The sequence below is a fragment of the Streptomyces fragilis genome, from assembly GCF_003112515.1.
GTDB classification, from domain to species: Bacteria; Actinomycetota; Actinomycetes; order Streptomycetales; family Streptomycetaceae; genus Streptomyces; species Streptomyces fragilis.
In genome coordinates this window covers 238,520-261,824 of sequence record NZ_BEVZ01000004.1, presented here as the reverse complement: position 1 = coordinate 261,824, position 23,305 = coordinate 238,520, and the positions used below count along the sequence as shown (strand labels likewise).

At 72.8% G+C, this 23,305-nt stretch carries 22 protein-coding genes and 2 riboswitches; of the genes, 14 read left to right on the top strand and 8 right to left on the bottom strand.

Features of this window, described 5'->3' with window-relative positions; genetic code table 11:
* Positions 1–5: 5 nt before the first annotated feature.
* From Sfr03f_RS14385 to gcvT, 5 genes are all read right to left on the bottom strand, one after another.
* Positions 6–1,289, bottom strand: coding sequence for a hypothetical protein (locus Sfr03f_RS14385; RefSeq protein ID WP_159105647.1), 1,284 nt, complete (start codon positions 1,287–1,289; stop codon positions 6–8).
* A gap of 113 nt (positions 1,290–1,402) precedes the next feature.
* Positions 1,403–2,770 carry an L-serine ammonia-lyase gene (locus tag Sfr03f_RS14380; RefSeq protein WP_108954293.1) on the bottom strand — a complete coding sequence of 456 codons (1,368 nt, stop codon included), beginning with the start codon at positions 2,768–2,770 and terminating at the stop codon, positions 1,403–1,405.
* A 204-nt stretch (positions 2,771–2,974) separates the two neighbouring features.
* Complete coding sequence (gene glyA, locus Sfr03f_RS14375) at positions 2,975–4,246, bottom strand: serine hydroxymethyltransferase (RefSeq protein ID WP_108954292.1); 1,272 nt, start codon at positions 4,244–4,246, stop codon at positions 2,975–2,977.
* 5 nt (positions 4,247–4,251) lie between these two features.
* Positions 4,252–4,629 carry a glycine cleavage system protein GcvH gene (gcvH, locus tag Sfr03f_RS14370; protein WP_108954291.1) on the bottom strand — a complete coding sequence of 126 codons (378 nt, stop codon included), beginning with the start codon at positions 4,627–4,629 and terminating at the stop codon, positions 4,252–4,254.
* Positions 4,630–4,717: 88 nt separating this feature from the next.
* Positions 4,718–5,851, bottom strand: coding sequence for a glycine cleavage system aminomethyltransferase GcvT (gene gcvT / locus Sfr03f_RS14365; protein WP_108954290.1), 1,134 nt, complete (start codon positions 5,849–5,851; stop codon positions 4,718–4,720).
* A 42-nt stretch (positions 5,852–5,893) separates the two neighbouring features.
* Positions 5,894–6,017: riboswitch (glycine riboswitch) on the bottom strand.
* Positions 6,018–6,140, bottom strand: a riboswitch (glycine riboswitch).
* Positions 6,141–6,373: 233 nt separating this feature from the next.
* On the opposite strand from gcvT, the gene Sfr03f_RS14360 reads away from it, so the two are divergent.
* The 11 genes from Sfr03f_RS14360 to Sfr03f_RS14310 all read left to right on the top strand — a co-directional run bounded on the left by Sfr03f_RS14360 (position 6,374) and on the right by Sfr03f_RS14310 (position 18,584).
* Entirely contained in the window at positions 6,374–7,087 is a 714-nt protein-coding gene (locus tag Sfr03f_RS14360) for an AAA family ATPase (RefSeq protein WP_108954977.1), read from the top strand.
* Between the two features lie 67 nt (positions 7,088–7,154).
* A complete protein-coding gene (locus Sfr03f_RS14355; protein ID WP_108954289.1) occupies positions 7,155–7,928 on the top strand; it encodes an enhanced serine sensitivity protein SseB in 774 nt (257 codons plus the stop codon).
* 156 nt (positions 7,929–8,084) lie between these two features.
* Positions 8,085–8,870 carry an enhanced serine sensitivity protein SseB C-terminal domain-containing protein gene (locus tag Sfr03f_RS14350; RefSeq protein ID WP_108954288.1) on the top strand — a complete coding sequence of 262 codons (786 nt, stop codon included), beginning with the start codon at positions 8,085–8,087 and terminating at the stop codon, positions 8,868–8,870.
* Positions 8,871–9,446: 576 nt separating this feature from the next.
* Positions 9,447–11,114: an ABC transporter substrate-binding protein gene (locus Sfr03f_RS14345; RefSeq protein ID WP_108954287.1), complete on the top strand. Its 1,668-nt coding sequence runs from the start codon at positions 9,447–9,449 to the stop codon at positions 11,112–11,114.
* A 108-nt stretch (positions 11,115–11,222) separates the two neighbouring features.
* Positions 11,223–12,227 (top strand): ABC transporter permease, encoded by a 1,005-nt coding sequence (locus Sfr03f_RS14340; RefSeq protein ID WP_108954286.1) that lies wholly within the window; start codon positions 11,223–11,225, stop codon positions 12,225–12,227.
* Positions 12,228–12,235: 8 nt separating this feature from the next.
* Positions 12,236–13,186, top strand: a complete 951-nt coding sequence (locus tag Sfr03f_RS14335; RefSeq protein ID WP_372514396.1) for an ABC transporter permease — start codon at positions 12,236–12,238, stop codon at positions 13,184–13,186.
* Positions 13,187–13,192: 6 nt separating this feature from the next.
* Positions 13,193–14,230 carry an ABC transporter ATP-binding protein gene (locus tag Sfr03f_RS14330; protein ID WP_108954284.1) on the top strand — a complete coding sequence of 346 codons (1,038 nt, stop codon included), beginning with the start codon at positions 13,193–13,195 and terminating at the stop codon, positions 14,228–14,230.
* Complete coding sequence (locus tag Sfr03f_RS14325; protein ID WP_108954283.1) at positions 14,227–15,336, top strand: ABC transporter ATP-binding protein; 1,110 nt, start codon at positions 14,227–14,229, stop codon at positions 15,334–15,336. Before Sfr03f_RS14330 ends, Sfr03f_RS14325 begins: the two co-directional genes overlap by 4 nt.
* Before the next feature lie 194 nt (positions 15,337–15,530).
* On the top strand, positions 15,531–16,208 hold the full coding sequence (locus tag Sfr03f_RS14320) for a trimeric intracellular cation channel family protein (protein ID WP_108954976.1): 678 nt from the start codon (positions 15,531–15,533) through the stop codon (positions 16,206–16,208).
* Between the two features lie 83 nt (positions 16,209–16,291).
* The gene (locus tag Sfr03f_RS14315) at positions 16,292–17,152 is read left to right on the top strand and encodes a thioesterase family protein (RefSeq protein WP_108954282.1); all 861 of its coding nucleotides are present in this window, start codon (positions 16,292–16,294) and stop codon (positions 17,150–17,152) included.
* A 262-nt stretch (positions 17,153–17,414) separates the two neighbouring features.
* Positions 17,415–18,584, top strand: coding sequence for a cysteine desulfurase family protein (locus Sfr03f_RS14310; RefSeq protein WP_108954281.1), 1,170 nt, complete (start codon positions 17,415–17,417; stop codon positions 18,582–18,584).
* Between the two features lie 61 nt (positions 18,585–18,645).
* Here the strand turns inward: Sfr03f_RS14310 and Sfr03f_RS14305 are convergent, their stop codons facing one another.
* Positions 18,646–19,320, bottom strand: coding sequence for an N-acetylmuramoyl-L-alanine amidase (locus tag Sfr03f_RS14305; RefSeq protein ID WP_245967614.1), 675 nt, complete (start codon positions 19,318–19,320; stop codon positions 18,646–18,648).
* Between the two features lie 61 nt (positions 19,321–19,381).
* Here Sfr03f_RS14305 and mnmA point away from each other — a divergent pair, with 61 nt between their 5' ends.
* The 3 genes from mnmA to Sfr03f_RS14290 all read left to right on the top strand — a co-directional run bounded on the left by mnmA (position 19,382) and on the right by Sfr03f_RS14290 (position 21,563).
* Positions 19,382–20,512, top strand: coding sequence for a tRNA 2-thiouridine(34) synthase MnmA (gene mnmA, locus Sfr03f_RS14300; protein WP_108954279.1), 1,131 nt, complete (start codon positions 19,382–19,384; stop codon positions 20,510–20,512).
* A 135-nt stretch (positions 20,513–20,647) separates the two neighbouring features.
* Positions 20,648–20,857: a hypothetical protein gene (locus Sfr03f_RS14295; protein ID WP_108954278.1), complete on the top strand. Its 210-nt coding sequence runs from the start codon at positions 20,648–20,650 to the stop codon at positions 20,855–20,857.
* A 52-nt stretch (positions 20,858–20,909) separates the two neighbouring features.
* Complete coding sequence (locus Sfr03f_RS14290; protein WP_108954277.1) at positions 20,910–21,563, top strand: class I SAM-dependent methyltransferase; 654 nt, start codon at positions 20,910–20,912, stop codon at positions 21,561–21,563.
* Between the two features lie 120 nt (positions 21,564–21,683).
* Here the strand turns inward: Sfr03f_RS14290 and Sfr03f_RS14285 are convergent, their stop codons facing one another.
* Together Sfr03f_RS14285 and Sfr03f_RS14280 are read right to left on the bottom strand one after the other, a co-directional pair.
* On the bottom strand, positions 21,684–22,214 hold the full coding sequence (locus tag Sfr03f_RS14285) for an SRPBCC family protein (RefSeq protein ID WP_108954975.1): 531 nt from the start codon (positions 22,212–22,214) through the stop codon (positions 21,684–21,686).
* Positions 22,215–22,337: 123 nt separating this feature from the next.
* A complete protein-coding gene (locus tag Sfr03f_RS14280) occupies positions 22,338–23,267 on the bottom strand; it encodes a ketopantoate reductase family protein (RefSeq protein WP_108954276.1) in 930 nt (309 codons plus the stop codon).
* Between the last annotated feature and the right edge of the window lie 38 nt (positions 23,268–23,305).

Sequence of the window (23,305 nt, the reverse complement as noted above, 5' to 3'; positions counted from 1 at the left end):
TTTCCTCAGCGGCGCTTCAGCCGCACCACGACCGGTGCGTCGAAGGGCTCGCCGGACTGGTCGACCTGGACGTGTCCGGCGCCCAGCCACTCGTCGGTGCCGGGCACGCGGTGGACCTCCTCCAGCCACAGCGACTGGCGGGAGGTCTCGCGGGCGCCCGTGGACGCGGGCAGGCGGTGGCGGCCGATCTTCAGGCAGCGCCCCTCGGCGGTCAGGTACCGGTTGCCGTCGAGGAGGAGGCCGCCGTCGTCGTCCCGGCCCAGGGGAACGAGCGGGCCGCACCCGCCGGGCGGTTGCGGCAGCTCCGTCCACCGCGCACCGTCCCAGCGCAGCCGGACGGCCTCCGTCGCGGGCTCGACGTCGCCCTCGCCGTGGTTGAAGTCGTGGCGCCCGTAGGCGCGCACCTCGCCGCCGTCGAGCGCGACGACCTCGTCGAGGCTCGCGCCGGGCTCCGCGGGGAGCGGCTCGGGGAAGCGGTAGCGCGGAGTGTCCACCGTCCGCCAGGCCCCGCCGTCCCAGTGCATGGCGGCGGGCTGCGTGTACGGCAGGCCCTGCGCCGGCTCCGTGCCCGGACCGGTCGTGCGGTGGCCGACCGCCCACACGTCGTGCGGGCCCGCCACGGCGATGTCCGCGGCGCGGTGCGGCAGTGCGGTCGTCGTCCACCGCGTTCCGTCCCAGTGCAGGGCCGAGCGGTCGGAGGCGAGGACCCAGACGTCGTCGGGTCCCGAGGCCGCGACCTTGGGCACCGGGTCCGTCACGCCGGCCGGGAGTAGACCCCGGACCGGCGGCGGGTGGGGCAGCGCCGACCAGCGGACGCCGTCCCACCGGGCCCAGGTGAGGAGCGGCCCGGACGGTGCGGAGGACCACGACCACAGCTCCCCGCCGCCGATCAGCTCGAGCGCCGGCGTACCCGCGGAGTTCCCGAGCGCCTCGGGCAGGGGCTCGCGCTCCCACCCCGTGCCGTCGTGGTGCAGGAGTACGGCGTCGAAGGCGCCGGTGCTCTCCCTCCCGACGGCCCAGACGTCGTCCTCGGCGAGCACGGCGACGTCGGTGAAGCGTCCGTGGAAGTCGGCGAGGTGCTCGAACTCCCACGAGAGGGGGCTCGCCGGGGCCCCCGACGCGCTGCCGGACGCCCCGCCCGACGCTGCCGCCCCGCCCGATGCCGCGCGCGAGCCCGACGGTGCGGGCGACCCCGGCCGCGGGTCGGCGGCGCATCCCGCCGCCCCGAGCGCGACGACCGCCACGGCGGCCACCGCCGCCCTGCGCACCGCTCCCGCGGATCGGCCCACGAGCGTTCCCCTCCCTCGCCGCCCCGCGAGGAACGGCTCCCCGGCCGTCCTCTCCCCGGAGCGGCCTCAGGCGGGTGAGCCTATCCGTGCCCCGTCGTGCGGCGGACGGCCGGTCAGCACTCGATGATGTTGACCGCGAGGCCGCCGCGGGCCGTCTCCTTGTACTTGACCGACATGTCCGCGCCGGTCTCCTTCATGGTCTTGATGACCTTGTCGAGGGAGACCTTGTGCGAGCCGTCGCCCCGCATCGCCATCTTCGCGGCGGTCACGGCCTTCACCGCGGCCATGCCGTTGCGCTCGATGCAGGGGATCTGGACCAGGCCGCCGACGGGGTCGCAGGTGAGGCCCAGGTTGTGCTCCATGCCGATCTCGGCGGCGTTCTCGACCTGCTCGGGGGAGCCGCCCATCACCTCGGCGAGCGCGCCGGCGGCCATCGAGCAGGCGGAGCCGACCTCGCCCTGGCAGCCGACCTCGGCGCCGGAGATGGAGGCGTTCTCCTTGAAGAGCATGCCGATCGCGCCCGCGGCGAGGAGGAAGCGCACCACGCCGTCCTCGTCCGCGCCCGGGACGAAGTTCAGGTAGTAGTGCAGGACGGCGGGGATGATGCCGGCCGCGCCGTTGGTGGGGGCGGTGACGACCCGGCCGCCGGCCGCGTTCTCCTCGTTGACCGCCATGGCGTAGAGGGTGATCCACTCCATGGAGTGGGCCAGCGGGTCGCCGGCCGCGCGCAGCTGGCGGGCGGTGACGGCGGCCCGGCGGCGGACCTTCAGGCCGCCGGGGAGGATGCCCTCGCGGGACATGCCGCGGTCCACGCACTCGCGCATCACCCGCCAGATGTCGAGCAGGCCGCTCCGGATCTCCTCCTCGGTGCGCCAGGCCTTCTCGTTCTCCAGCATCAGGGAGGAGACGGACAGGCCGGTCTCCTTGGTGAGGCGCAGCAGCTCGTCGCCGGTGCGGAACGGGTACTTCAGCACCGTGTCGTCCAGCTTCACGCGGTCCGCGCCGACGGCCTCCTCGTCGACGACGAAGCCGCCGCCGACCGAGTAGTAGGTCTTGTGGAGCAGCTCCGCGCCCGCGTGGTCGTAGGCGGCGACGGTCATGCCGTTGGCGTGGTACGGCAGGGCCTCGCGGCGGTGCAGCACCAGGTCGGCGTCGAAGTCGAAGGGGATCTCCTGCTCGCCGAGCAGGCGCAGGGCGCCGGTCTGCTTGATCTTCTCGACGCGCTCGTCGGCGGACTCGACGTCGACCGTGCGGGGCGAGTCGCCCTCCAGGCCGAGCAGCACCGCCTTCGGCGTGCCGTGCCCGTGGCCGGTGGCGCCGAGCGAGCCGTAGAGCTCGCAGCGGACCGAGGCGGTGGCCTCCAGCAGGTCCTCGTTGCGCAGACGGGCGGCGAACATGCGGGCGGCGCGCATCGGACCCACGGTGTGGGAGCTGGACGGGCCGATGCCTATCGAGAACAGGTCGAAGACCGAGACGGCCACGTCGACTCCTCATTGAATCGTTGGCTGTACATCTGGCGGTACATGGGGGCGGGGCGGTGCGGGGGCTGTGGTCGGGGACGGTGCGGGGAAGGACGCGGGGGCGCCACGCCCACCAGGTGGTGGCGGGCGGACGCCCCCGCGACGTACAGGAATCGTACGTAACACCCAGGCGGTGCGAAAATCGCACCTACCGTACGCGGATGGTCACAGCGACGGGTAGAGCGGGTGCTTGGCGGCCAGCGCCTCGACGCGGACCCGCAGGGCGGTCGCGGTGTCGGCCGGGAACGGCGTCGGGGCCTTGAGGGCCTCGGCGATCACGTCCGCGACCTCGGCGAAGTCCTCCGCGCCGAAGCCGCGGGTGGCCAGCGCCGGGGTGCCGACCCGCAGACCGGAGGTCACCATCGGCGGACGCGGGTCGTTCGGGACCGCGTTCCGGTTGACGGTGATGCCGATCTCGTGGAGCCGGTCCTCGGCCTGCTGGCCGTCCAGCTCGGAGTCGCGCAGGTCGACCAGGACCAGGTGGACGTCCGTGCCGCCGGACAGGACCGAGACCCCGGCCGCCGTCACGTCGTCCTGGACCAGGCGCTCGGCGAGGATCCGCGAACCCTCCAGCGTCCGGCGCTGGCGGTCCTTGAACTCCTCGGAGCCGGCGACCTTGAAGGCCACCGCCTTGGCCGCGATCACGTGCTCCAGCGGGCCGCCCTGCTGGCCGGGGAAGACCGCGGAGTTGATCTTCTTGGCCAGCTCGGCCGTGGAGAGGATCACGCCGCCGCGCGGGCCGCCCAGCGTCTTGTGCGTCGTGGTGGTGACGACGTGCGCGTGCGGGACCGGGCTCGGGTGCAGGCCCGCGGCCACCAGGCCCGCGAAGTGCGACATGTCGACCATCAGGTACGCGCCGACCTCGTCCGCGATCCGGCGGAACGCGGCGAAGTCCAGCCGGCGGGGGTACGCCGACCAGCCGGCGATGATCAGCTTGGGCTGCGACTCCTTGGCGAGGCGCTCGACCTCGGCCATGTCGACCTGGCCGTCCTCGCCGACGTGGTACGGGACCACCTCGTAGAGCCGGCCGGAGAAGTTGATCTTCATGCCGTGGGTCAGGTGCCCGCCGTGGGCCAGGTCGAGGCCCATGATCGTGTCGCCCGGCTTCAGCAGCGCGTGCATCACGGCGGCGTTGGCCTGGGCGCCCGAGTGGGGCTGCACGTTGGCGTGCTCGGCGCCGAAGAGCTCCTTGAGGCGGTCGATCGCGATCTGCTCGATCACGTCGACGTGCTCGCAGCCGCCGTAGTAGCGGCGGCCGGGGTAGCCCTCGGCGTACTTGTTGGTGAGCACCGAGCCCTGGGCCTCCATGACGGCGACCGGAGCGAAGTTCTCCGACGCGATCATCTCGAGGGTGGACTGCTGGCGCGCCAGCTCGGCGTCGATCGCCGCGGCGACGTCGGGGTCGAGCTCGTGGAGGGGAGTGTTGAGGGTCGACATCAGCTTCAGTTCCCGGCGAACTCGGTGTACTCGTCGGCCGTCAGCAGGTCGGTCGGCTCCTCGGAGATGCGGACCTTGAAGAGCCAGCCGCCCTCGAACGGCTCCGAGTTCACCAGGGACGGGTCGTTGACGACGTCCTCGTTGATCTCGGTGACCTCGCCGGACACCGGCGAGTAGAGGTCGGAGACCGACTTGGTCGACTCCAGCTCGCCGCAGGTCTCGCCCTCGGAGACGGACTCGCCGACCTCGGGAAGCTGGGCGTAGACGACGTCACCGAGGGCGTCGGCCGCGAACTTGGTGATGCCGATGGTGGCGACGCCGTCCTCGACGGGCGAGAGCCACTCGTGCTCCTTGCTGTAGCGCAGGTCCGTGGGGTTGCTCATGGCAGAGATTCTCCTGTACGCGGGGAGTTTCCGAAGGGTCCGTAAGGAACCGGGAAAGGAAGGAACGGGGGGTGTGCGGCGGAAGGGGTTACTTCTGGCGCTTGTAGAACGGCAGGGCCACGACCTCGTACGGCTCGTGGGTGCCCCGGATGTCCACGCCCACGCCGGCCGTGCCGGCGGCGGCGTACGCGGCGTCCACGTAGGCCATCGCGATCGGCCGGCCCAGGGTGGGGGAGGGGGCGCCGGAGGTGACCTCGCCGATCACCTCGCCGCCCGCGACCACGGAGTAGCCCGCACGGGGGACCCGGCGGCCCTCGGCGATCAGGCCGACCAGCTTGCGCGGCGGGTTCTGCTCCGCGCGTCCGGCGGCCGCGGTCAGCGCCTCGCGGCCCACGAAGTCACCCTCCTTCTCGAACTTCACGACCCGGCCGAGCCCGGCGTCGAAGGGCGTGAGGGAGGTGGAGAGCTCGTGGCCGTACAGCGGCATGCCGGCCTCCAGGCGCAGCGTGTCCCGGCAGGACAGGCCGCAGGGGATCAGGCCGGCGGGGGCGCCCGCCTCGGTCAGCGCCAGCCACACCTTCTCGGCGTGCTCCGGGGCGGTGAACAGCTCGAAGCCGTCCTCGCCGGTGTAGCCCGTGCGGGCGATCAGCGCCGGCACGCCGGCCACGGTGCCCGGCAGACCCGCGTAGTACTTCAGGCCGTCGAGGTCGGCGTCGGTCAGGGAGGCCAGGATGCCGGGGGAGGCGGGGCCCTGGACGGCGATGAGGGCGTAGGCGTCGCGGTCGTCGCGCACCTCGGCGTCGAAGCCGGCCGCCCGCTCGGTGAGCGCGTCCAGGACGACCTGGGCGTTCGAGGCGTTGGCGACGACCATGAAGATCGGGGAGCCGTCCTCGGCGTCGGCGAGGCGGTAGACGATCAGGTCGTCGAGGATGCCGCCGTCCTCCTGGCAGATCATCGTGTAGCGCGCGCGGCCCACGGCGATCGTGGCGATGTTGCCGACCAGCGCGTGGTTCAGCAGCGCGGCGGCCTGCGGGCCGGTGACCGTGATCTCACCCATGTGCGAGAGGTCGAAGAGGCCGGCGCCGGTGCGCACGGCGTTGTGCTCGTCGCGCTCGGAGCCGTACCGCAGCGGCATGTCCCAGCCGGCGAAGTCGGTCATGGTGGCGCCGAGCGAGCGGTGCAGGGCGTCGAGCGCGGTGTGACGGAGGTCGGAACTGCTCATGGGCGAACTCCCGGTACGGGCGAAGGCATGACGGTGGAGTGTTCCTCCCCATCTGTCATCGGAACCTGAGAGGTTCGCCATGAACGCCGGCCGGGGTGACGGTCCGGGGTCAGAGCTTGCACCGTGGGTGGGACCGCCACGGGGGCGGACCGCTTTTCAGATGTGCCTCGCCCGCGCGGTGACTGGGCCTGAGAGATTCAAGGGAGGGACTTGCTCCTTCGGCGCCCGGGCCGACCGCACGTCCGACAAGACGTGGGTGGGTGCCCCGGGACTCTCCCGCGCGGATTCAAGCGGCCGGTATGCAGTTGACCCGCACATCATCGCACGGCCCGCCGAGCCCCTGGCGGACCCCCGGATGTTGCGGGACTGTGGCGGGAACCGGGCGTAAATGAGACGACCGCGCATTACCTTCTCTTTACACTCGAGGGGGATGCTTCAGGTCCCGAACCTGAGGGGGAGGACGACCACGTGAAGAGGACGATCGCCGGCGCCGCGTACGCCGTGCCCGTGACCGGCCCCGGGGTGCGCCACCGGGCGCGCTCCCGTGCGGGGGAGCGGTCGCGGGCCGGCCGGGCGCGGACCGAGGGCGCGGACCGTCCGGCGCGCTGCGCGGCGGGGGAGACGGCCGCGGGCAGGGTCCGCGACCTGCGCGGCAGGGCCGGCGGCGCCGCCGGCGAGCGGCTGACCTTCGGGGCGCACGACGTGGTGGTGGTCACGGGACTGCCGGGCAGCGGCAAGTCGACCATGATGCGGCGGGTCGTCGGGGAGGGCGCCGTACGGGTGGACAGCCAGGACACCCGGGACCGCTGGGACGCGCGCATGCCCCGCTCGCTCCCCTACGCCGTCTACCGGCCGCTGGTGCGGCTCGACCACTACGCGGGCCTGCGGCGCGCGCTGCGTGGGGCCCGGCCGGTGGTGGTACACGACTGCGGCACCCAGCGGTGGGTCCGCTCCTGGCTGGGGCGCGCGGCGCGGCGGCGGGGCGGGGCGATGCGCCTGGTCCTGCTCGACGTGAGCGCGGGCGAGGCCCTGCAGGGACAGCGGGCACGGGGGCGCGGCGTCTCCCGGTACGCCTTCGCCCGGCACCGCAGGGCGGTGGGGCAGCTGCTCGCGGACGTGCGGGACCGGGGGCTGCTGCCGGACCACTGCGCCTCGGTGGTGCTGCTGGACCGCGCTGCCGCGCGCTCGCTGCGGGGCATCGGGTTCGCCCCCGAACGCCCCGCGGGCGTCCCGTAGTCTGACCAGCCGCAGCAGGACAGACGGCGACAACGGCAGCGGACAGCGCAGAACCCAGGCGGTAGGCATGAACTTCGCGGCGGACGAGCAGGCCCGTGCGGGCGGATGGCCCGGCAACGAGCTGGAGGAGGTGCTGGCGGCCTCGGCGGCCGCCCCGGGGTCACCGGCCACCGGCGCCAGGGTGCTCGAGGTGCTGACCCGCAGCTTCGTGTGGATCCCGCTCCCCGGGGGCGGCGGACGCGACAGCGCCACCCTGGACCTGCCCACCGTCGAGCTGGGCGGGCAGACCTTCGTGCCGGTCTTCAGCTCCCAGGAGCAGTTCCAGCGCCTGGTCGGCTCCCACATGTCGTTCACCATCGCCCCGGTCGTGGAGTTCGCCCGCGGCCTGCCGCCCGAGGTGGGCATCGCCGTCAACCCGGACGGCGCGGTGGGGCTGCCGCTGACGCCGGAGGCGGTCGCCGAACTGTGCCGCGCGGCCGGTCCCGACAGCGCCGGGAACGGCGGCCGGGTCCGGCTGTGGGAGCCGGACTGGCAGGACGACCCGGTCGACTTCCTGCGCTCGGCGTCCGAGGAGTTCGCCGCTCTCGGTGTGGTCGCGAGCGCCCGCCGCTGCCTGGCCGCGGTCGAGACGGCGGAGCCCGCGCTGTTCGTCGGCGTCGAACTCACCACCTGGGACGCCCCGTCCGGCGACGCCCGCGCGCTGCCGCTGGACGCCCTGGGCCGCGCCCTGGGCCGCCACCCGGTCCGCTGGCCCGTCAACCTGGTCCTGCTGGACGCGGTGCCCGACCCGGTCTGCGACTACCTGCGCACCACCGTGCGGCCGTTCTTCGGCGCCCTGTGACCCGAGGGGCTCCGCGGGGCAAATCGCCCGGGACCTCACGGCTCGGTCAAGGTGGTGTCTCTCACCCCGCCTAAGCTGGTTTCATAATCCCGGTCGAACACTCGCTGTCGGACATCGATGGGGCGGAACCAATGTCTTCGCGAAGGGCTGGTTGAGGTGAGCGCGTCGGGCACGGCCGCCGCCGGGCAGGTGGAGCAGATGCTGCGCCAGGTGACGCCCGGGCGCTATGACGCCTACGAGGCGCTGCTGCGCGCCCTCGCGACCCCGTCCGCCGGCCGGCTGTGGATGCTGCTGTGGCAGGGCCGGTCCGGCGACCCCGACGCGCGCTACGGGAGCATGGAGGTCGACGGGTACTTCTACGTCCCCTGCGTGACCTCCGCCCAGGAGCTCTCCGCCAGCGGCTGGACGCGCGGCTACGAGGTGACCGACGCCCTGGAGGCGGCCCGCGCCCTCTACCCCGACCACCACGGCCTCTGGCTCAACCCGCACGCCCCCGGCGGCGGGCTGGGCATCCCGTGGCTGGACCTGCGGCGGGTGACCGCCGGGCTCGACCGCCAGCCGGCCGGGCCGCTGCGGCTGTCCGAACCGGCCATCGAGGTGCCCCAGTTCTACGCCCTGCTGGTGCAGAACGCCCACCGCACCCCGGCGGTGCGGGCGTTGCGCCGTGCCTGGGTGCAGCCGGCGCTCGGCGCTCCCTACCTGGCCGTGGGCCTCGACGTGTACGAGACGTCGCCGGCCGCGGTGGAGTCGGTGCGGGCGATGATGAGCCAGTCCGTCGGCGTGGTGCCGGACGGGCTGGCGGTCTCCACGGTCGCCATGGCCGACGACCACGACCCGGTCGCCCTCTGGATGCGGGCCAACGCCCGTCCCTTCTACGACCGTGACGCCCACGGGCCGGCCGGTTCGGGCCGCGGGGGGTACGGCTACCCGGCCGTGCACTGACACCCCGCACCGGCCGTGCACTGCCCCGGCCCCGCACCGCCCCGGCCCCGCACTGCGCCGGCCGTGCACCGACCTCGGCCGTGCGCACCGGCCGTGCACCGATCTCGGCCGCGCTGCCCCGGTCGTGCACCGACTCCGACCGTGCGGTGCCCGTCGGTGCACCGACCCCGGCCGCGCGCTGCCCTTCGCCGTCGTCCTCGCCCGCCCTTCACCTTCGCCGCCCGGTGGCCTCCGCCGTGCGGCGGGATGTCCCGGTGCCGGTCGCGCCGTGAGACAACCGGGTGTTCGGCCGCGGAACCGTGACTTCCGGGATCCGTGGCCACCTGGCACCGCCAACTTGGGCGCGCGGACGGGGATCTGGGACGTTCGTGCAGCTCGCGGGCGGCGTGCCGGAGGTTTCCCGCATGTAACGCGGACCCCGAACAGGCCCGCGCCGCAGGTGATTTGCCTGGTTCGTCAGCTGTTCAGATCTCAGGTAGGTATCACCACTATGCGGACTGTTCTCCTCGCGTAGAGCGCTGAGTAGTGTTCGATCGGACAGCAGGCACCCACCAGTGAACCCCGGAGTGGCCCCGTATGCGCATAGTCAGATCCCGCGTCGCTCGGGCGATAACGGCCGCCTTGGCGGTCGGCATGATCGCGTCGGCGTGCACCAGCGAGCGCGACAAGGAAGGCTCCGGCGACGGCGCCAAGGACACCTTCGTCTTCGGCGCCCCGGGCGACCCGAGCTCGCTCGACCCGGCGCTCGCCAGCGACGGCGAGACGTTCCGTGTGACCCGCCAGGCCTTCGAGGCCCTCCTGGAGCACGAGTCCGGCGGCAGCAAGCTGGTGGGCGGCCTGGCCGAGACCTGGGAGAGCAACCCCGAGGGCACCGTCTGGACCTTCAACCTCCGCAAGGGCGTGAAGTTCCACGACGGCGAGGCGTTCAACGCCGCCGCGGTGTGCGCCAACTACGACCACTGGTTCAACTGGACCGGCACCTACCAGTCCAGCGCGGTGTCCTACTACTGGCAGACCGTCATGGGCGGCTTCGCCAAGAACGAGGACAAGGAGGCCCCCGAGGCCAACTACAAGTCCTGCACCGCGAAGGACGAGAACACCGCCGTCATCGAGGTCAAGAAGCCCTCCGCCAACCTCCCCGGCGGCTTTTCGCTGAACGCCCTGGCGATCCACTCGCCCAAGGCGATCAAGGAGTACGAGAAGCAGGACGCGACCGCCAAGGGCGACGCGATCACGTACCCCAAGTACAGCCAGGAGGCCGGCACGGTCGCCGGTACCGGCCCCTACAAGATCAAGGGCTGGAACAAGGGCAACAAGGAAGTCACCCTCGAGCGTTTCGACGACTACTGGGGCGACAAGGCCAAGGTCAAGAACATCGTCATCCGCACCCTCGACACCGAGGAGGGCCGCCGCCAGGCGCTCCAGGCCGGTGACATCGACGGCTACGACCTGGTCGCGCCGGCGGACGTGAAGACCCTGGAGAAGGAGGGCTTCCAGGTCCCGACCCGTGGCGTCTTCAACCTCTTCTACGTGGGCATGTCCCAGGGGGCCGACCCGGCCCTGAAGAAGAAGGAGGTCCGCCAGGCGATCGCGCACGCCGTCGACCGCGAGAACCTGGTCGCCACCCAGCTGCCCGAGGGCGGCAAGGTCGCCACGCAGTTCATGCCGGACACCATCGCGGGCTACTCGGACAAGGTCAAGCAGTACCCGTTCGACACCGCGAAGGCCAAGGACCTGCTGAAGAAGGCCGGGGAGGAGAAGCTCAAGATCGAGTTCTGCTACCCGACCGAGGTCACCCGCCCGTACATGCCTGCCCCGCAGGACCTGTTCGAGCTGATGAAGGCCGACCTCGAGAAGGCCGGCATCACCGTCACCCCGAAGCCGATGAAGTGGGCCCCGGACTACCTGGACGCCACCGAGGCGGGCTCCTGCGCGCTGCACATGCTCGGCTGGACCGGTGACTTCAACGACGGCTTCAACTTCATCGGCACCTGGTTCGCCGAGTACGACAAGCAGTGGGGCTTCAAGAACAAGAAGCTCTTCGAGGCCGTCACCGCCGGCTCCACGCTGACCGGCGACGAGCGCACCGAGGCCTACAAGAAGGCCAACGAGGCGATCATGGAGTACCTGCCGGGTCTCCCGGTCTCCTCCTCGCCCCCGGCCATCGCGTTCGGCAAGAACGTCAACCCGCCGAAGGTGTCGCCGCTGACGCAGGAGAACTTCGCCGAGGTCTCCTTCAAGTAAGCAGCGGTCCCCAGGCACCGCATCCCCGCTCCGCCCGGCCGCCGCACCCAAGGCGGCCGGGCGGACGCGTCCATCAGGCAACACGTACGTCAGAAAGGGGCATGCGCGGTGCTGCGTCTCGTCGCACGAAGACTGCTCCAGCTCATACCCACGCTGCTGGGCCTGTCGGTCCTGCTCTTCGTCTGGCTCAACCGGCTTCCCGGCGGCCCCGCCTCAGCGATCCTGGGCGAGCGCGCGACCGACGCCGAGGTCGCGAGGATCAACCGGCTGCTGGGTCTCGACCAGCCGCTCTACGTCCAGTACTGGCGCTTCCTCAAGCGCATCGTGGAGCTGGACCTGGGCACCTCGGTGCAGACCGGGCAGCCGGTCTGGGACGAGTTCACCCTCCGCTTCCCGGCCACCGTCGAACTGTCGCTGCTGGCCATGCTGATCGCGGTCGTGGTCGGCGTCCCGCTCGGCTACCTCGCCGCCAAGCGCCGCGGCGGCTGGCTGGACGTCAGCGCGGTCTCCGGTTCGCTGATCGGCATCTGCATCCCGGTCTTCTTCCTCGCCCTGCTGCTCAAGCAGGTCTTCGCCGTCCACCTGGGCTGGTTCCCCAGCTACGGCCGTCTGTCCACCGGGCTCAACGCCACCGAGGTGACCGGCTTCGCCACCCTCGACGGCCTCCTCACCGGGGAGTTCGACGCCACCTGGGACGCGATCATGCACCTGGTGCTGCCCGCGGTGGCGCTGGCCTCCATCCCGCTCGCCGTGATCGTGCGCATGACCCGGGCCAGCGTCCTGGAGGTGCTCGGCGAGGACTACGTGCGCACCGCCGAGTCCAAGGGCCTGCACCCCAAGGTGGTCCGCGGCCGGCACGTGCTGCGCAACGCGCTGCTGCCGGTGATCACCGCCGTCGGCCTGCTCACCGGCTCCCTGCTCTCGGGTGCCGTGCTCACCGAGTCGGTCTTCTCCTTCAACGGCATCGGCCAGTTCATCCGCACCGCCATCGACGGCCGTGACTACCCCGTCCTGGTCGGCTTCATCATGTTCATCGCGATGACGTACGTCCTGATCAACCTGCTGGTGGACCTCGCGTACAGCCTCATCGATCCGAGAGTGCGGGTGCACTGACCGTGAGTATGACCAAGACCGAGAAGATCCAGCGGCTCGCGGAGCTCACCGCGGGGCAGGAGTCCACCAGCGGCGCCAGCCTCTGGAAGGAGGCCGCGCGCCGGCTGCGGAGCAGCAAGATGGCGCTCATCGGCGGCGCGATCATCCTGCTCTTCCTGATCGTCGCCGTGATCGGCCCGTGGATCGCACCCTTCTCGCCCACCGCGCAAACCTGGCGCGACGAGGTCTTCGCCAACCAGGGCAAGTTCGTGAACCCCCGCGCCGAGAACTGGTTCGGTCTCGACCACCTCGGCCGCGACCTGTTCTCCCGCTTCCTGGTCGGCGCGCGGCAGACCCTGCTCGTCGGCGTGATCTCCACGCTGATCGGCCTGATCGTCGGCGCCCTGATCGGCGGGATCTCCGGCGCGGCCGCCACCCTGGGCGGCGACGCCGGCCGCCGGGTCGACTCGGTGGTCATGCGCTTCATCGACATGATGCTGGCGCTGCCCTCGCTGCTGCTCGCCGTGTCCGTCGCCGCCGTGATGGGCCAGTCCCTGACCACGGTGATGATCGCCGTCGGCGTCGTCCAGGTGCCGATCTTCGCCCGCCTGCTGCGCGGTTCGATGCTCGCGCAGGGCGGTGCCGACTACGTGCTGGCGGCCCGCGCCCTCGGCATCCGCAAGCGGCGGATCGTGCTCACCCAGATCGTCCCGAACTCGCTCAGCCCGGTGATCGTGCAGTGCACGCTCACCCTGGCCACCGCGATCATCGAGGCGGCCGCCCTGTCCTACCTGGGTCTCGGCAACCCCGACCCGGCGGTCCCCGAGTGGGGCGTGATGCTCTCGACGGCGCAGCGCTTCTTCGACAACGCGCCCCTGATGGCCGTCTTCCCGGCGGTCGGCATCATCATCACGGCCCTCGGCTTCACCCTGCTGGGTGAGGCCATGCGGGAAGCCCTCGACCCGAAGCTGCGAGGCTGAACCACCATGCCACTTCTCTCAGTCGACGAACTGACGGTCACGTTCACCGGAGCGCACGGCCGCAGGACGAACCGCGCGGTCGACGGCGTCTCCTTCCAGGTCGACCAGGGCCAGGTCGTGGGTCTGGTGGGCGAGTCCGGCTGCGGCAAGTCGGTCACCTCGCTCGCCCTGATGGGCCTGCTGCCCTCCAAGGGCGTCGAGCTGGGCGGCCGCGCCGACCTCGAGGGCGAGGCCGGCAAGCCTCAGAACCTCCTCACCATGAGCCGGAGCAAGCTGCGCGACCTGCGCGGCCGCAAGATGGCGATGATCTTCCAGGACCCGCTGTCCTCGCTGAACCCGGTGATCCCGATCGGCGTGCAGGTCACCGAGATCCTGGAGCGCCACCGCGGCCTCAAGGGGGAGGCGGCCCGCAAGCGCGCCGCCGAGCTGCTGGACCGGGTCGGCATCCCCGACCCGAGGCGGCGGCTCAAGGAGTTCCCGCACCAGCTGTCCGGCGGTATGCGGCAGCGCGCCATGATCGCCATGGCCGTCGCCTGCGCCCCCGAGCTGCTGATCGCCGACGAGCCGACCACCGCGCTCGACGTGACGATCCAGGCGCAGATCCTGGAACTGCTCAAGGAACTGGTCGACCAGGAGGGCACCGCCCTGCTGATGATCACCCACGACCTGGGCGTGGTCGCCGGCCTGTGCGACCAGGTCAACGTGCTCTACGCGGGCCGGGTCGTCGAGTCCGCGGCCCGCCGTGAGCTGTTCGCCCACCCCTCGCACCCGTACGCCAACGGGCTGCTCGGCTCCATCCCGCGCCTGGACGCCCCCCGCGGCGAGCCGCTGACCCCGGTCCGCGGCTCCATCAACGACCGGATCGCCTGGGCCGACGGCTGCGCCTTCGCCCCGCGCTGCGACCGCTACGAGCTGGACTGCCTGGGCGGCGCCCCCGGCCTGCGCGAGCCCCGTGCCGCCGGCCACCAGGTGCGGTGCGTGCACCCGGTGCTCCACGGCAACGGCGAAACCGACGATCTCCGGACCGAGGAGGTCCCCGCATGAGCCTGCTCGAACTCGACGGAGTGAAGGTCCACTTCCCCGTCAAGAAGGGCGTGATCTTCGACCGCGTGGTGGGCCACGTGCACGCCGTGGACGGGGTGTCCCTCAAGGTGGAGGCCGGGCAGACCTACGGCCTGGTCGGTGAGTCGGGCTGCGGCAAGACCACCCTGGGCCGGGCCGTGCTGCGGCTGGTCGACATCACCGAGGGCGAGGTCGTGCTCGACGGCACCGACCTGGCCAAGCTGCCGCCCGAGGAGATGCGCCGCTTCCGCAGCCGGCTCCAGATGGTCTTCCAGGACCCGCTGGGCTCCCTCAACCCGCGGCAGAACATCGAGTCGATCCTCTCCGAGGGCATGGCCGCCCACGGCATCGGGGCGAACCGCGAGGAGCGGCGGGAGAAGATCAAGGCCATCCTGGCCAAGGTCGGCCTGCCCGCCGACGCGCTCTCCCGCTACCCGCACGAGTTCTCCGGCGGCCAGCGCCAGCGCATCGGCATCGCCCGCGCGCTGGTCCTCGAGCCGGACGTGATCATCTGCGACGAGCCGGTGTCCGCGCTGGACGTGTCCATCCAGGCGCAGGTGATCAACCTCCTGGAGGACCTGCAGGAGGAGCTGGGCCTGACCTACCTGGTCATCGCCCACGACCTCGCGGTGGTCCGGCACATCTCCGACGTGGTCGGCGTGATGTACCTGGGCGCGCTGGTCGAGGAGGCGTCGAGCGACGCGCTCTACGCCGAGCCGCGCCACCCGTACACCAAGGCGCTGATGTCGGCGGTGCCGGTGCCGGACCCGGAGGTCGAGGAGAAGCGGGAGCGCATCCTGCTCACCGGCGACCTCCCCTCCCCGGCCGACCCACCCTCCGGCTGCCGCTTCCACACCCGGTGCCCCTGGGCGCGGGAGCGGTGCGCGACCGAGCGTCCCGAGCTGCTGGACATGGGCGACGGCCACCGGGTGGCCTGCCACTTCGCCTCGGAGATCGCCGCGGGCGAGCTGGAGCGGACCGGCGGCGAGGTGGTCGCGGCCGCGCGGCCCGAGGAGCCGGAAGCGGCTCCGGTGACGGATGACGAGCCCGGCTCCGCGCCGGACGCGGGGGTCGTCACCGCGAAGTGACCTCGGCCGGCGCTCCGGCCGGTACCGCGAGGGGGCGGCGTCCATCCGACGCCGCCCCCTTCGCGTGCGAGCGCCCTGTCACGCTCCTTCCGGGGGTCCTTGCCGTCGAGGACGTGACGCATTGAACTCCAGGCATCTCGCATGCTGGACCTTTCAATGCAAGGTCAATGGCGGACACCCGGCACAATGTCGAGGTGTACCCGCAACTGTTCAGCCCGGGCGTCCAGCACACGCTCGAACTGGTCGGCATCTTCGTCTTCGCCATGTCCGGCGCGCTGCTCGCCGTGCGCAAGAACTTCGACGTCTTCGGCATGGCCGTGCTCGCCGAGGTCACCGCGCTCGGCGGAGGGCTCATCCGTGACGTGGTGATCGGCGCCGTGCCGCCGGTCGCCTTCACCGACCTGGGCTTCTTCCTCACGCCCCTGGCGGCCACCGCCCTGGTCTTCTTCCTCCACCCCCAGGTGGAGCGGATCCAGATCGCGGTGAACGTCTTCGACGCGGCGGGCCTGGGCCTGTTCTGCGTGGCCGGCACCCTCAAGGCGTACGAGTACGGCCTGGGGCTCACGGCCTCCGCCACGCTGGGCATGGCGACCGCCGTAGGCGGCGGCGTGCTGAGGGACATGCTCGCCAACGAGGTGCCCTCACTGCTGCGCTGGGACCGCGACCTGTACGCGGTGCCGGCCGTCGTCGGCTCGGCGATGGCGGCGGTCTGCATCAAGCTGGACGCGCTCACCCCCGCCACCATGGGACTGGCCGTCATGGTCGCGTTCGTGCTGCGACTGCTCGCCATGCGGTACCACTGGCGGGCCCCGCGCGCCTGGCACCGCCGGTCGACGGTCAAGGAGGTCCAGCCGGAGGAGGTCGCGGTGTGACGAGTGGCGCGGTGGCGGTGATGTGGGTCACTGTCGACGCTGGAAAAGCTACCGCTTAGTAACGTGCAGGTTATCGTTCTCCCATGTCAGATGCAGCCTCCGCCCAGGCGACCCGGGCCACGATCGGTGACAGCGAGTTCGACCGGGACAGCACGGTCACCCGCCGGGAGCCCGGCGTGTACGACATCGATCTCTCCGCCGGCTGGACGATCTTCAACGCGGTCAACGGCGGCTTCCTGCTGGCCGTGGCGGCCCGCGCCCTCTCCGACGCGCTCCCGCACGACGACCCGTTCTCCATCACCGCGCACTACCTGACGGCCTCCACGCCGGGACCGGCCGTCGTGCGCACCGAGGTGGTCCGCACCGGCCGCACCCTCTCCACCGGCCAGGCCTCGATCTACCAGCAGGACGCGGACGGCAACGAGGTCGAGCGCATCCGGGTCATCGCCTCCTACGGCGACCTGGACGCACTGCCCGACGACGTCCGCACCAGCGCCGTGCCGCCGGCCTTCCCGCCCCTGGAGCAGTGCTTCGGACCGGACGACTCGCCGGAGCCGCTGCCGGGCGCGTCCGCCATCACCGACCGCCTCTTCATGAAGCTGGACCCCGCCACGCTGGGCTGGGCGCTGGGCGCGCCCTCCGGCAAGGGTGAGGTGCGCGGGTACTTCGGCCTCGCCGACGGGCGGGACGCCGACCCGTTCTCGCTCCTGCTGACCGTGGACGCGCTGCCCCCGACCGCCTTCGACCTGGGGCTCACGGGGTGGGTGCCGACCGTGGAGCTCACCGCCCACATCCGGTGCCGCCCGGCCCCCGGGCCGCTGCGGGTCTCCATCACCACGCGCAACCTCGCGGGCGGCTTCCTGGAGGAGGACGCCGAGGTCTGGGACACCGCCGGCCGCCTCGTCGCCCAGTCCCGCCAGCTCGCCCGGGCCCGCCTGGCCTGATCCGGGAGTCCGCCGGGCCCTTCCGGCCCTGCGGGTGGGCCGGGGGCCGGTCCCCGGCCCTTCCGTTCCGGGGTGGCCCCGGGGTGGCCCTGGGGCGGCCCCGGGGTGGTCCACGCCCCTTCCGTTCCCGCGGGTGGCCACGCAACGGTGTGCGCGGCGACCACCGGACCTCCGCCCCGGGGCGCGCCCGGCACCGTGCCCCGGGGCGGGACCCTTGCCGCCCACGGGGCCACGGGACGCCGCCCCGTAGAATCGAGGCACCATGGCATACCTCGACCACGCGGCGACGACCCCGATGCTGCCGGAGGCGGCCGCCGCGCTGACCGCCCAGCTGGCCGTCACCGGCAACGCGTCCTCCCTCCACGCGGCCGGCCGCCGCGCGCGCCGCACCGTCGAGGAGGCCCGCGAGACCCTCGCGGAAGCCCTCGGCGCGCGCCCCAGCGAGGTCGTGTTCACCTCCGGCGGCACCGAGGCCGACAACCTCGCCGTGAAGGGCCTGTACTGGTCCCGCCGCGACGCCGACCCCGCCCGCACCCGCGTCCTGGCCAGCCCCGTCGAGCACCACGCCGTCCTGGACGCCGTGCACTGGCTCGCCGAGCACGAGGGCGCCACCGTCGAGTACCTCCCCGTCGACGCCCACGGCCGGGTCCACGCCGACGCCCTGCGCGCGGCGATCGCCCGCAACCCCGACGACGTCGCCCTCGCCACCGTGATGTGGGCCAACAACGAGATCGGCACCCTGATGCCGGTCCGGGAGCTCGCCGACGCCGCGGCCGAGTTCGGCGTCCCGCTGCACGCCGACGCGGTGCAGGCCTTCGGCCAGGTGCCGCTCTCCTTCGAGGAGTCCGGTCTCGCCGCCGCCACCGTCTCGGGCCACAAGATCGGCGGCCCCTACGGCATCGGCGCCCTGCTGCTGCGCCGCGAGCACACTCCCGTGCCCGTGCTGCACGGCGGTGGCCAGGAACGCCACGTCCGCTCCGGCACCCTCGACGTCCCCGCCGTGGCCGCCTTCGCGGTCGCCGGGGCGCACGCCGCCGAGCACCAGCCGCTGTTCGCCGAGCGGATCGGCGCCCTGCGGGACGAGCTGGTGGACGCCGTCCGCTCCGCCGTGCCCGACGCCATCCTCGGCGGCGACCCCGACCGGGCCGGCCGGCTCCCCGCCAACGCGCACTTCACCTTCCCCGGCTGCGAGGGCGACTCCCTGCTGCTCCTGCTGGACGCCCAGGGCATCGAGTGCTCCACCGGCTCCGCCTGCACGGCCGGCGTCGCCCAGCCCAGCCACGTCCTGCTGGCCACCGGGGTCGATCCGGACCTGGCCCGCGGCACCCTGCGGTTCTCCCTCGGCCACACCTCGACGCCCACCGACGTCGAAGCCGTCGCCAAGGCGATCGGCCCCGCCGTGGAGCGCGCCCGCGCCGCCGGCCTCAGCTGAACCCACCCCCCGGACCCCCGGACCGCCCGCCCCGGGACCCGGCCCGGGACGCGGTCAGGTGTCAGGCCTGGTTCTGCAGAGCCTCGCGCACCAGCTTCATGTAACGGTCCCAGTCCCAGTGGGGCCCGGGATCCGTATGGTCGGCGCCCGGCACCTCATGGTGGCCGATCACGTGCTCGCGGTCCACCGGTATGCCGTGGCGCTCGCATATCCCGGCCGTCAGGCGCGCCGAACCCTCGTACATGGCCGCGGTGAAGTCCTGCGGACGGTCCACGAAGCCGACGTGCTCGATGCCGACGCTGCGCTCGTTGTAGTCCCGGTTGCCCGCGTGGTACGCCACGTCCAGCTCGCGGATCATCTGCGTGACACGGCCGTCCCGGTCGACGATGTAGTGCGCCGCCGCCTGGTGGCCGGGGTCCTTGAAGACCTTCACCGCCGTGCGGTAGTCGCACTGCGTGATGTGGACGACGACCAGCTCCACCGGGTAGTCGTCGGGCCGGTCGGCCCGGCGGTAGTTGGCCTGCGAGGCGGCCGTCCACCGGGCGCCCGGGAAGTCCACCGCGCCCTCGACCCGGGGCTTCTCGACGCCCGGGACCCGCCACCACGCGCGGCTGAGGTCCTCGCGCGCGAGCAGGCCGGCGCCGGCGGCCGTGGCGAGGCCGCCGATCAGCAGGGTCCGGCGCCTGACGCGACGGTCCCCGTCCTTGCCCTTGCCGGAGCCGGTGGTGGCGTTCACGTATCGCACAACGCATATCCGGGGGCGGCGGTTCCCGGACGCCCCGTACCCTGGAGGGGTTATGACCGATTCCCCGCAGCGCCCCCTCCGCGTCCTCGCCGCCATGTCCGGCGGTGTCGACTCCGCCGTCGCCGCCGCCCGTGCCGCCGAGGCGGGACACGAGGTGACCGGAGTGCACCTCGCGCTCTCCGCCAACCCGCAGTCCTTCCGCACCGGAGCCCGTGGCTGCTGCACCGTCGAGGACTCCCGTGACGCCCGCCGCGCCGCGGACGTCATCGGCATCCCCTTCTACGTGTGGGACCTCGCGGACCGCTTCAAGGAGGACGTGGTCGACGACTTCGTCGCCGAGTACGAGGCGGGCCGCACCCCCAACCCCTGCCTGCGCTGCAACGAGAAGATCAAGTTCGCCGCGCTCCTCGACAAGGCGCTCGCCCTCGGCTTCGACGCCGTCTGCACGGGCCACTACGCCAAGGTGATCGTCCGCGAGGACGGCTCCCGCGAGCTGCACCGCGCCTCGGACATGGCCAAGGACCAGTCCTACGTGCTCGGCGTCCTCGACGACCGGCAGCTCGCGCACGCCCTCTTCCCGCTCGGCGACACCGTCACCACCAAGGACGAGATCCGCGCCGAGGCCGCCCGTCGCGGCCTCGCGGTCGCGAAGAAGCCCGACTCGCACGACATCTGCTTCATCGCCGACGGCGACACCCAGGGCTTCCTCGCCAAGCGCCTCGGCAAGGCCGAGGGCGACATCGTCGACGAGTCCGGCGCCAAGGTGGGCACCCACGAGGGCGCCTACGGCTTCACCATCGGCCAGCGCAAGGGCCTGCGCATCGGCACGCCCGCCCCCGACGGCAAGCCGCGCTACGTCCTGGACATCTCCCCGGTGAACAACACGGTCACCGTCGGCCCCGCCGCCGCCCTCGACGTCACCGCGCTGACCGCGATCAAGCCCCGCTGGTGCGGCACCGCGCCCGCAGGGCCCGGCGCGTACACCGCGCAGCTCCGCGCCCACGGCGACGAGACCCCGGTCACCGCCGAGCTGGTCGACGGCACCCTGCACGTCACCTTCGCCGAACCCGTCCGCGGCGTCGCCCCCGGCCAGGCCGTGGTCCTCTACGACGGCACCCGGGTCGTCGGCTCGGCGACCATCGCCTCCACCGTCCGGGCGACGGAGCCGGCCGCCACGACCTGACGCCTCGGGCGCCCCCGGGGACGAACGGGCCCCGCAGCGACGGGAGTTGGTCCGACTGTTCCGGGGGATGCCGGGCACCCGTGGCTCCGACGACCCCCGCGTCAGGGGAACAGCCCGCAGCTGGAAGGTGCCCTCATGCCTCGCTTGAGCTGGACGATGGAACAGCGGGCCACGGTGAAGAGGTACATGCTCCTCGCCACGCTGTTCACGGTGGCGGGCGTCGCCCTCGGGGTGTTCCTCGTCGCCTCCGGGAACGCCGGAGGGTGGGTGGTGCTCGGGATGTGCCTGTGCATGTGGTCGGCGGGCGCCCTGCTCGTCGGCTCCGTCCGGCGCGACCAGCCATGAGGGTGCGGGCATCGCCCGGGGCGGTGTCGGACCCCACTGCCACCATGGCCGGATGACCTACGCCTCCGCGATCGCCGCCTACTGGAACGCCGCCGCCCGCGAGTTCGACGCGGAGCCCGACCACGGGCTCCGCGAGGAGAGGACCCGCGCCGCCTGGGACCGGCTGCTGCGCCGGTGGGCGCCGCCGCTGCCCGTGGACGTGCTGGACCTCGGGTGCGGCACCGGATCGCTCTCCCTGCTGCTCGCCGGGGCCGGGCACCGGGTGACCGGTGTGGACCTCGCTCCCGCGATGGTCGAGGCCGCCCGCGCCAAACTGGCCGCCGCCGGGCTCGCGGGGACCTTCCTCGTCGGGGACGCGGCGGCGCCGCCGGTGGGGGAGGAACGGTTCGACCTGGTCGTCGTGCGGCACCTGATGTGGACCCTGCCCGAGCCCGGGGCCGCCCTGCGCCACTGGGCGGCCCTGCTCCGCCCCGGCGGCACGCTGCTGCTGGTCGAGGGACGCTGGCGGCAGTCCGCCGGCCCCGCACCGTACGTCGACGGCGCGCAGGCGCTGCCGTGGAGCGGCGGGGTCGGGCCAAAGACCCTGCGGGAGGCGGTGGCCCCGTACGCCTCGGAGATCGAGACCGAGGACCTGGCGGCCGACCCCGACCTGTGGGGGCGCGAGGTCGACGACGTCCGCTACGCGCTGGTCGCCCGCGTGGGGTGAGCCAAGAGGGCCAGGAGGGCCTGGCGCGGCCCGGCCCGGCCGCGTACCCGGAACGTGCGGCTTGACCCGTGGCCGAAGCCGGCGGCGGGGTAAGGGGAGGCCCTCCCGGCCGCGGGCGGCTCACTCCGCCTTCTCGGCCGTCTCCTTGACCGCCGCCAGCGTCGCCTCCATGCCCTCGCCCAGCTCGCGGAGGCGGTAGTCGACCACGTACTCCTCCTTGTCCGGCATCTTGGCGATCACCCGGGTGAGTCCCGAAGGGCCGGGCCCGAGCACCGTCGACTGCCGGAGCAGGGTGCCGCCGTCGACCGGGGTGAGGCTGAACGACCAGGTGGCCATGCGCTTGTCGAGCGCCTCCGCCGGGTCGCCGAAGCGGCCGTCGACGTCCAGGACGGCCCAGGTGAGCCGCCGTCCGGGTTCGAACTCCGTGATGTGGGCCAGCGTCCGGCCCTTGCCGGCGATCGGGTGCTCGTTGTGGCCGATGTACCGCGCGCCGACGGCCGGGCCGCTCGCCCCGTCCAGCCATTCGGTGCGCTTCAGCTCCGGGCTGCCCTTGGACATCTCCTCGATGTCGGTCACCACGGCCCACACCCGGGCCGGTTCAGCCGCGATGCGGATCTCGCGCTCGGTCGCAGGTCCGTCGGAATAGCGCACGTCGTCCCCCACTCAGCGGGGCACGGTCGCTCGCCGGCCCCCGCAGGGCGATGCTAGACCTCCCAACTGTCCCTCGGACCTGTGCGGTTGGCCACACAGGTCACCGGCGGTCCAGGTGGCGGGTCAGGCTCCGGAGCCTCCGTACCGCTGCCCGACCTCGGCCACCAGCCGCGCCGTCACCGGCACCGCGACGCCCTCGCGCTCGGCTGCGCGCAGGACGGCGCCGCCGATGGCGTCGAGCTCCAGGGCCCTGCCCGCCTCGGCGTCCCGGCGCATGGACGACCGCATCCCCGGCGGGCAGTTGTCGTACATGGCCAGGCCCTTCGCCGGGTCCAGGGACGCGCCGCAGGCGGTCGCCACCGCGCTGATCTCCTCCGTCAGCGCGACCAGGTCCTCCCGGTGCGCGGTGCGCACGCCCTCCGCGTCGGTCAGGTGGCGGGTGGTCAGCAGCGCGAAGGGCGCGAGGAAGGCCAGCTTGGCCCAGAGCGCCGAAGCCTCCGACGAGGCGATCCGCACCCCCACTCCCGCCGGACGCAGCAGCTCCGCGACCCGGCCGAGCACCGGCTCGGGCAGCCCGGCCAGGTCGATGTCGCAGAACGGGCTGCCGTGCTCCACCACGCCCGGCGCGACCCGCGTCGCCTCGACCCGGATCACCCCCGCGGCCACCCGAGCGGCACCGTAGCGTCCGCGCAGCGACTCGACGTGCTCCACGCCGTTCAGCAGCGGCACCACCACCGTGTCCGGGCCCATCACCCCGGCCGGCACCCGCTCCAGCGCGGCGTCCAGCGAGGTCTGCTTGACGGCGACGAGGAGAAGGTCCACCGGCTCGCGCAGCTCGGTGTCCGCCTCCACCACGGCGGTGAACTCGCCGAACGCCCCGCTGCGCACGGTGACACCGCTCTCCCGCAGCACCGAGGCCGTCTCCTCGCGGGCCAGGCAGATCACCCGGTGACCGGCGCGGGACAGCACGGCGGCGAGCAGCCCGCCGACACCGCCCGGGCCGAGCACCGCGACGGTGGCGGGGGAGGCGGTCACATGGGTGGGGGACGACATGGCGGTGAGGCTCCTTCCGGACGACCGGGCCCGCGCCC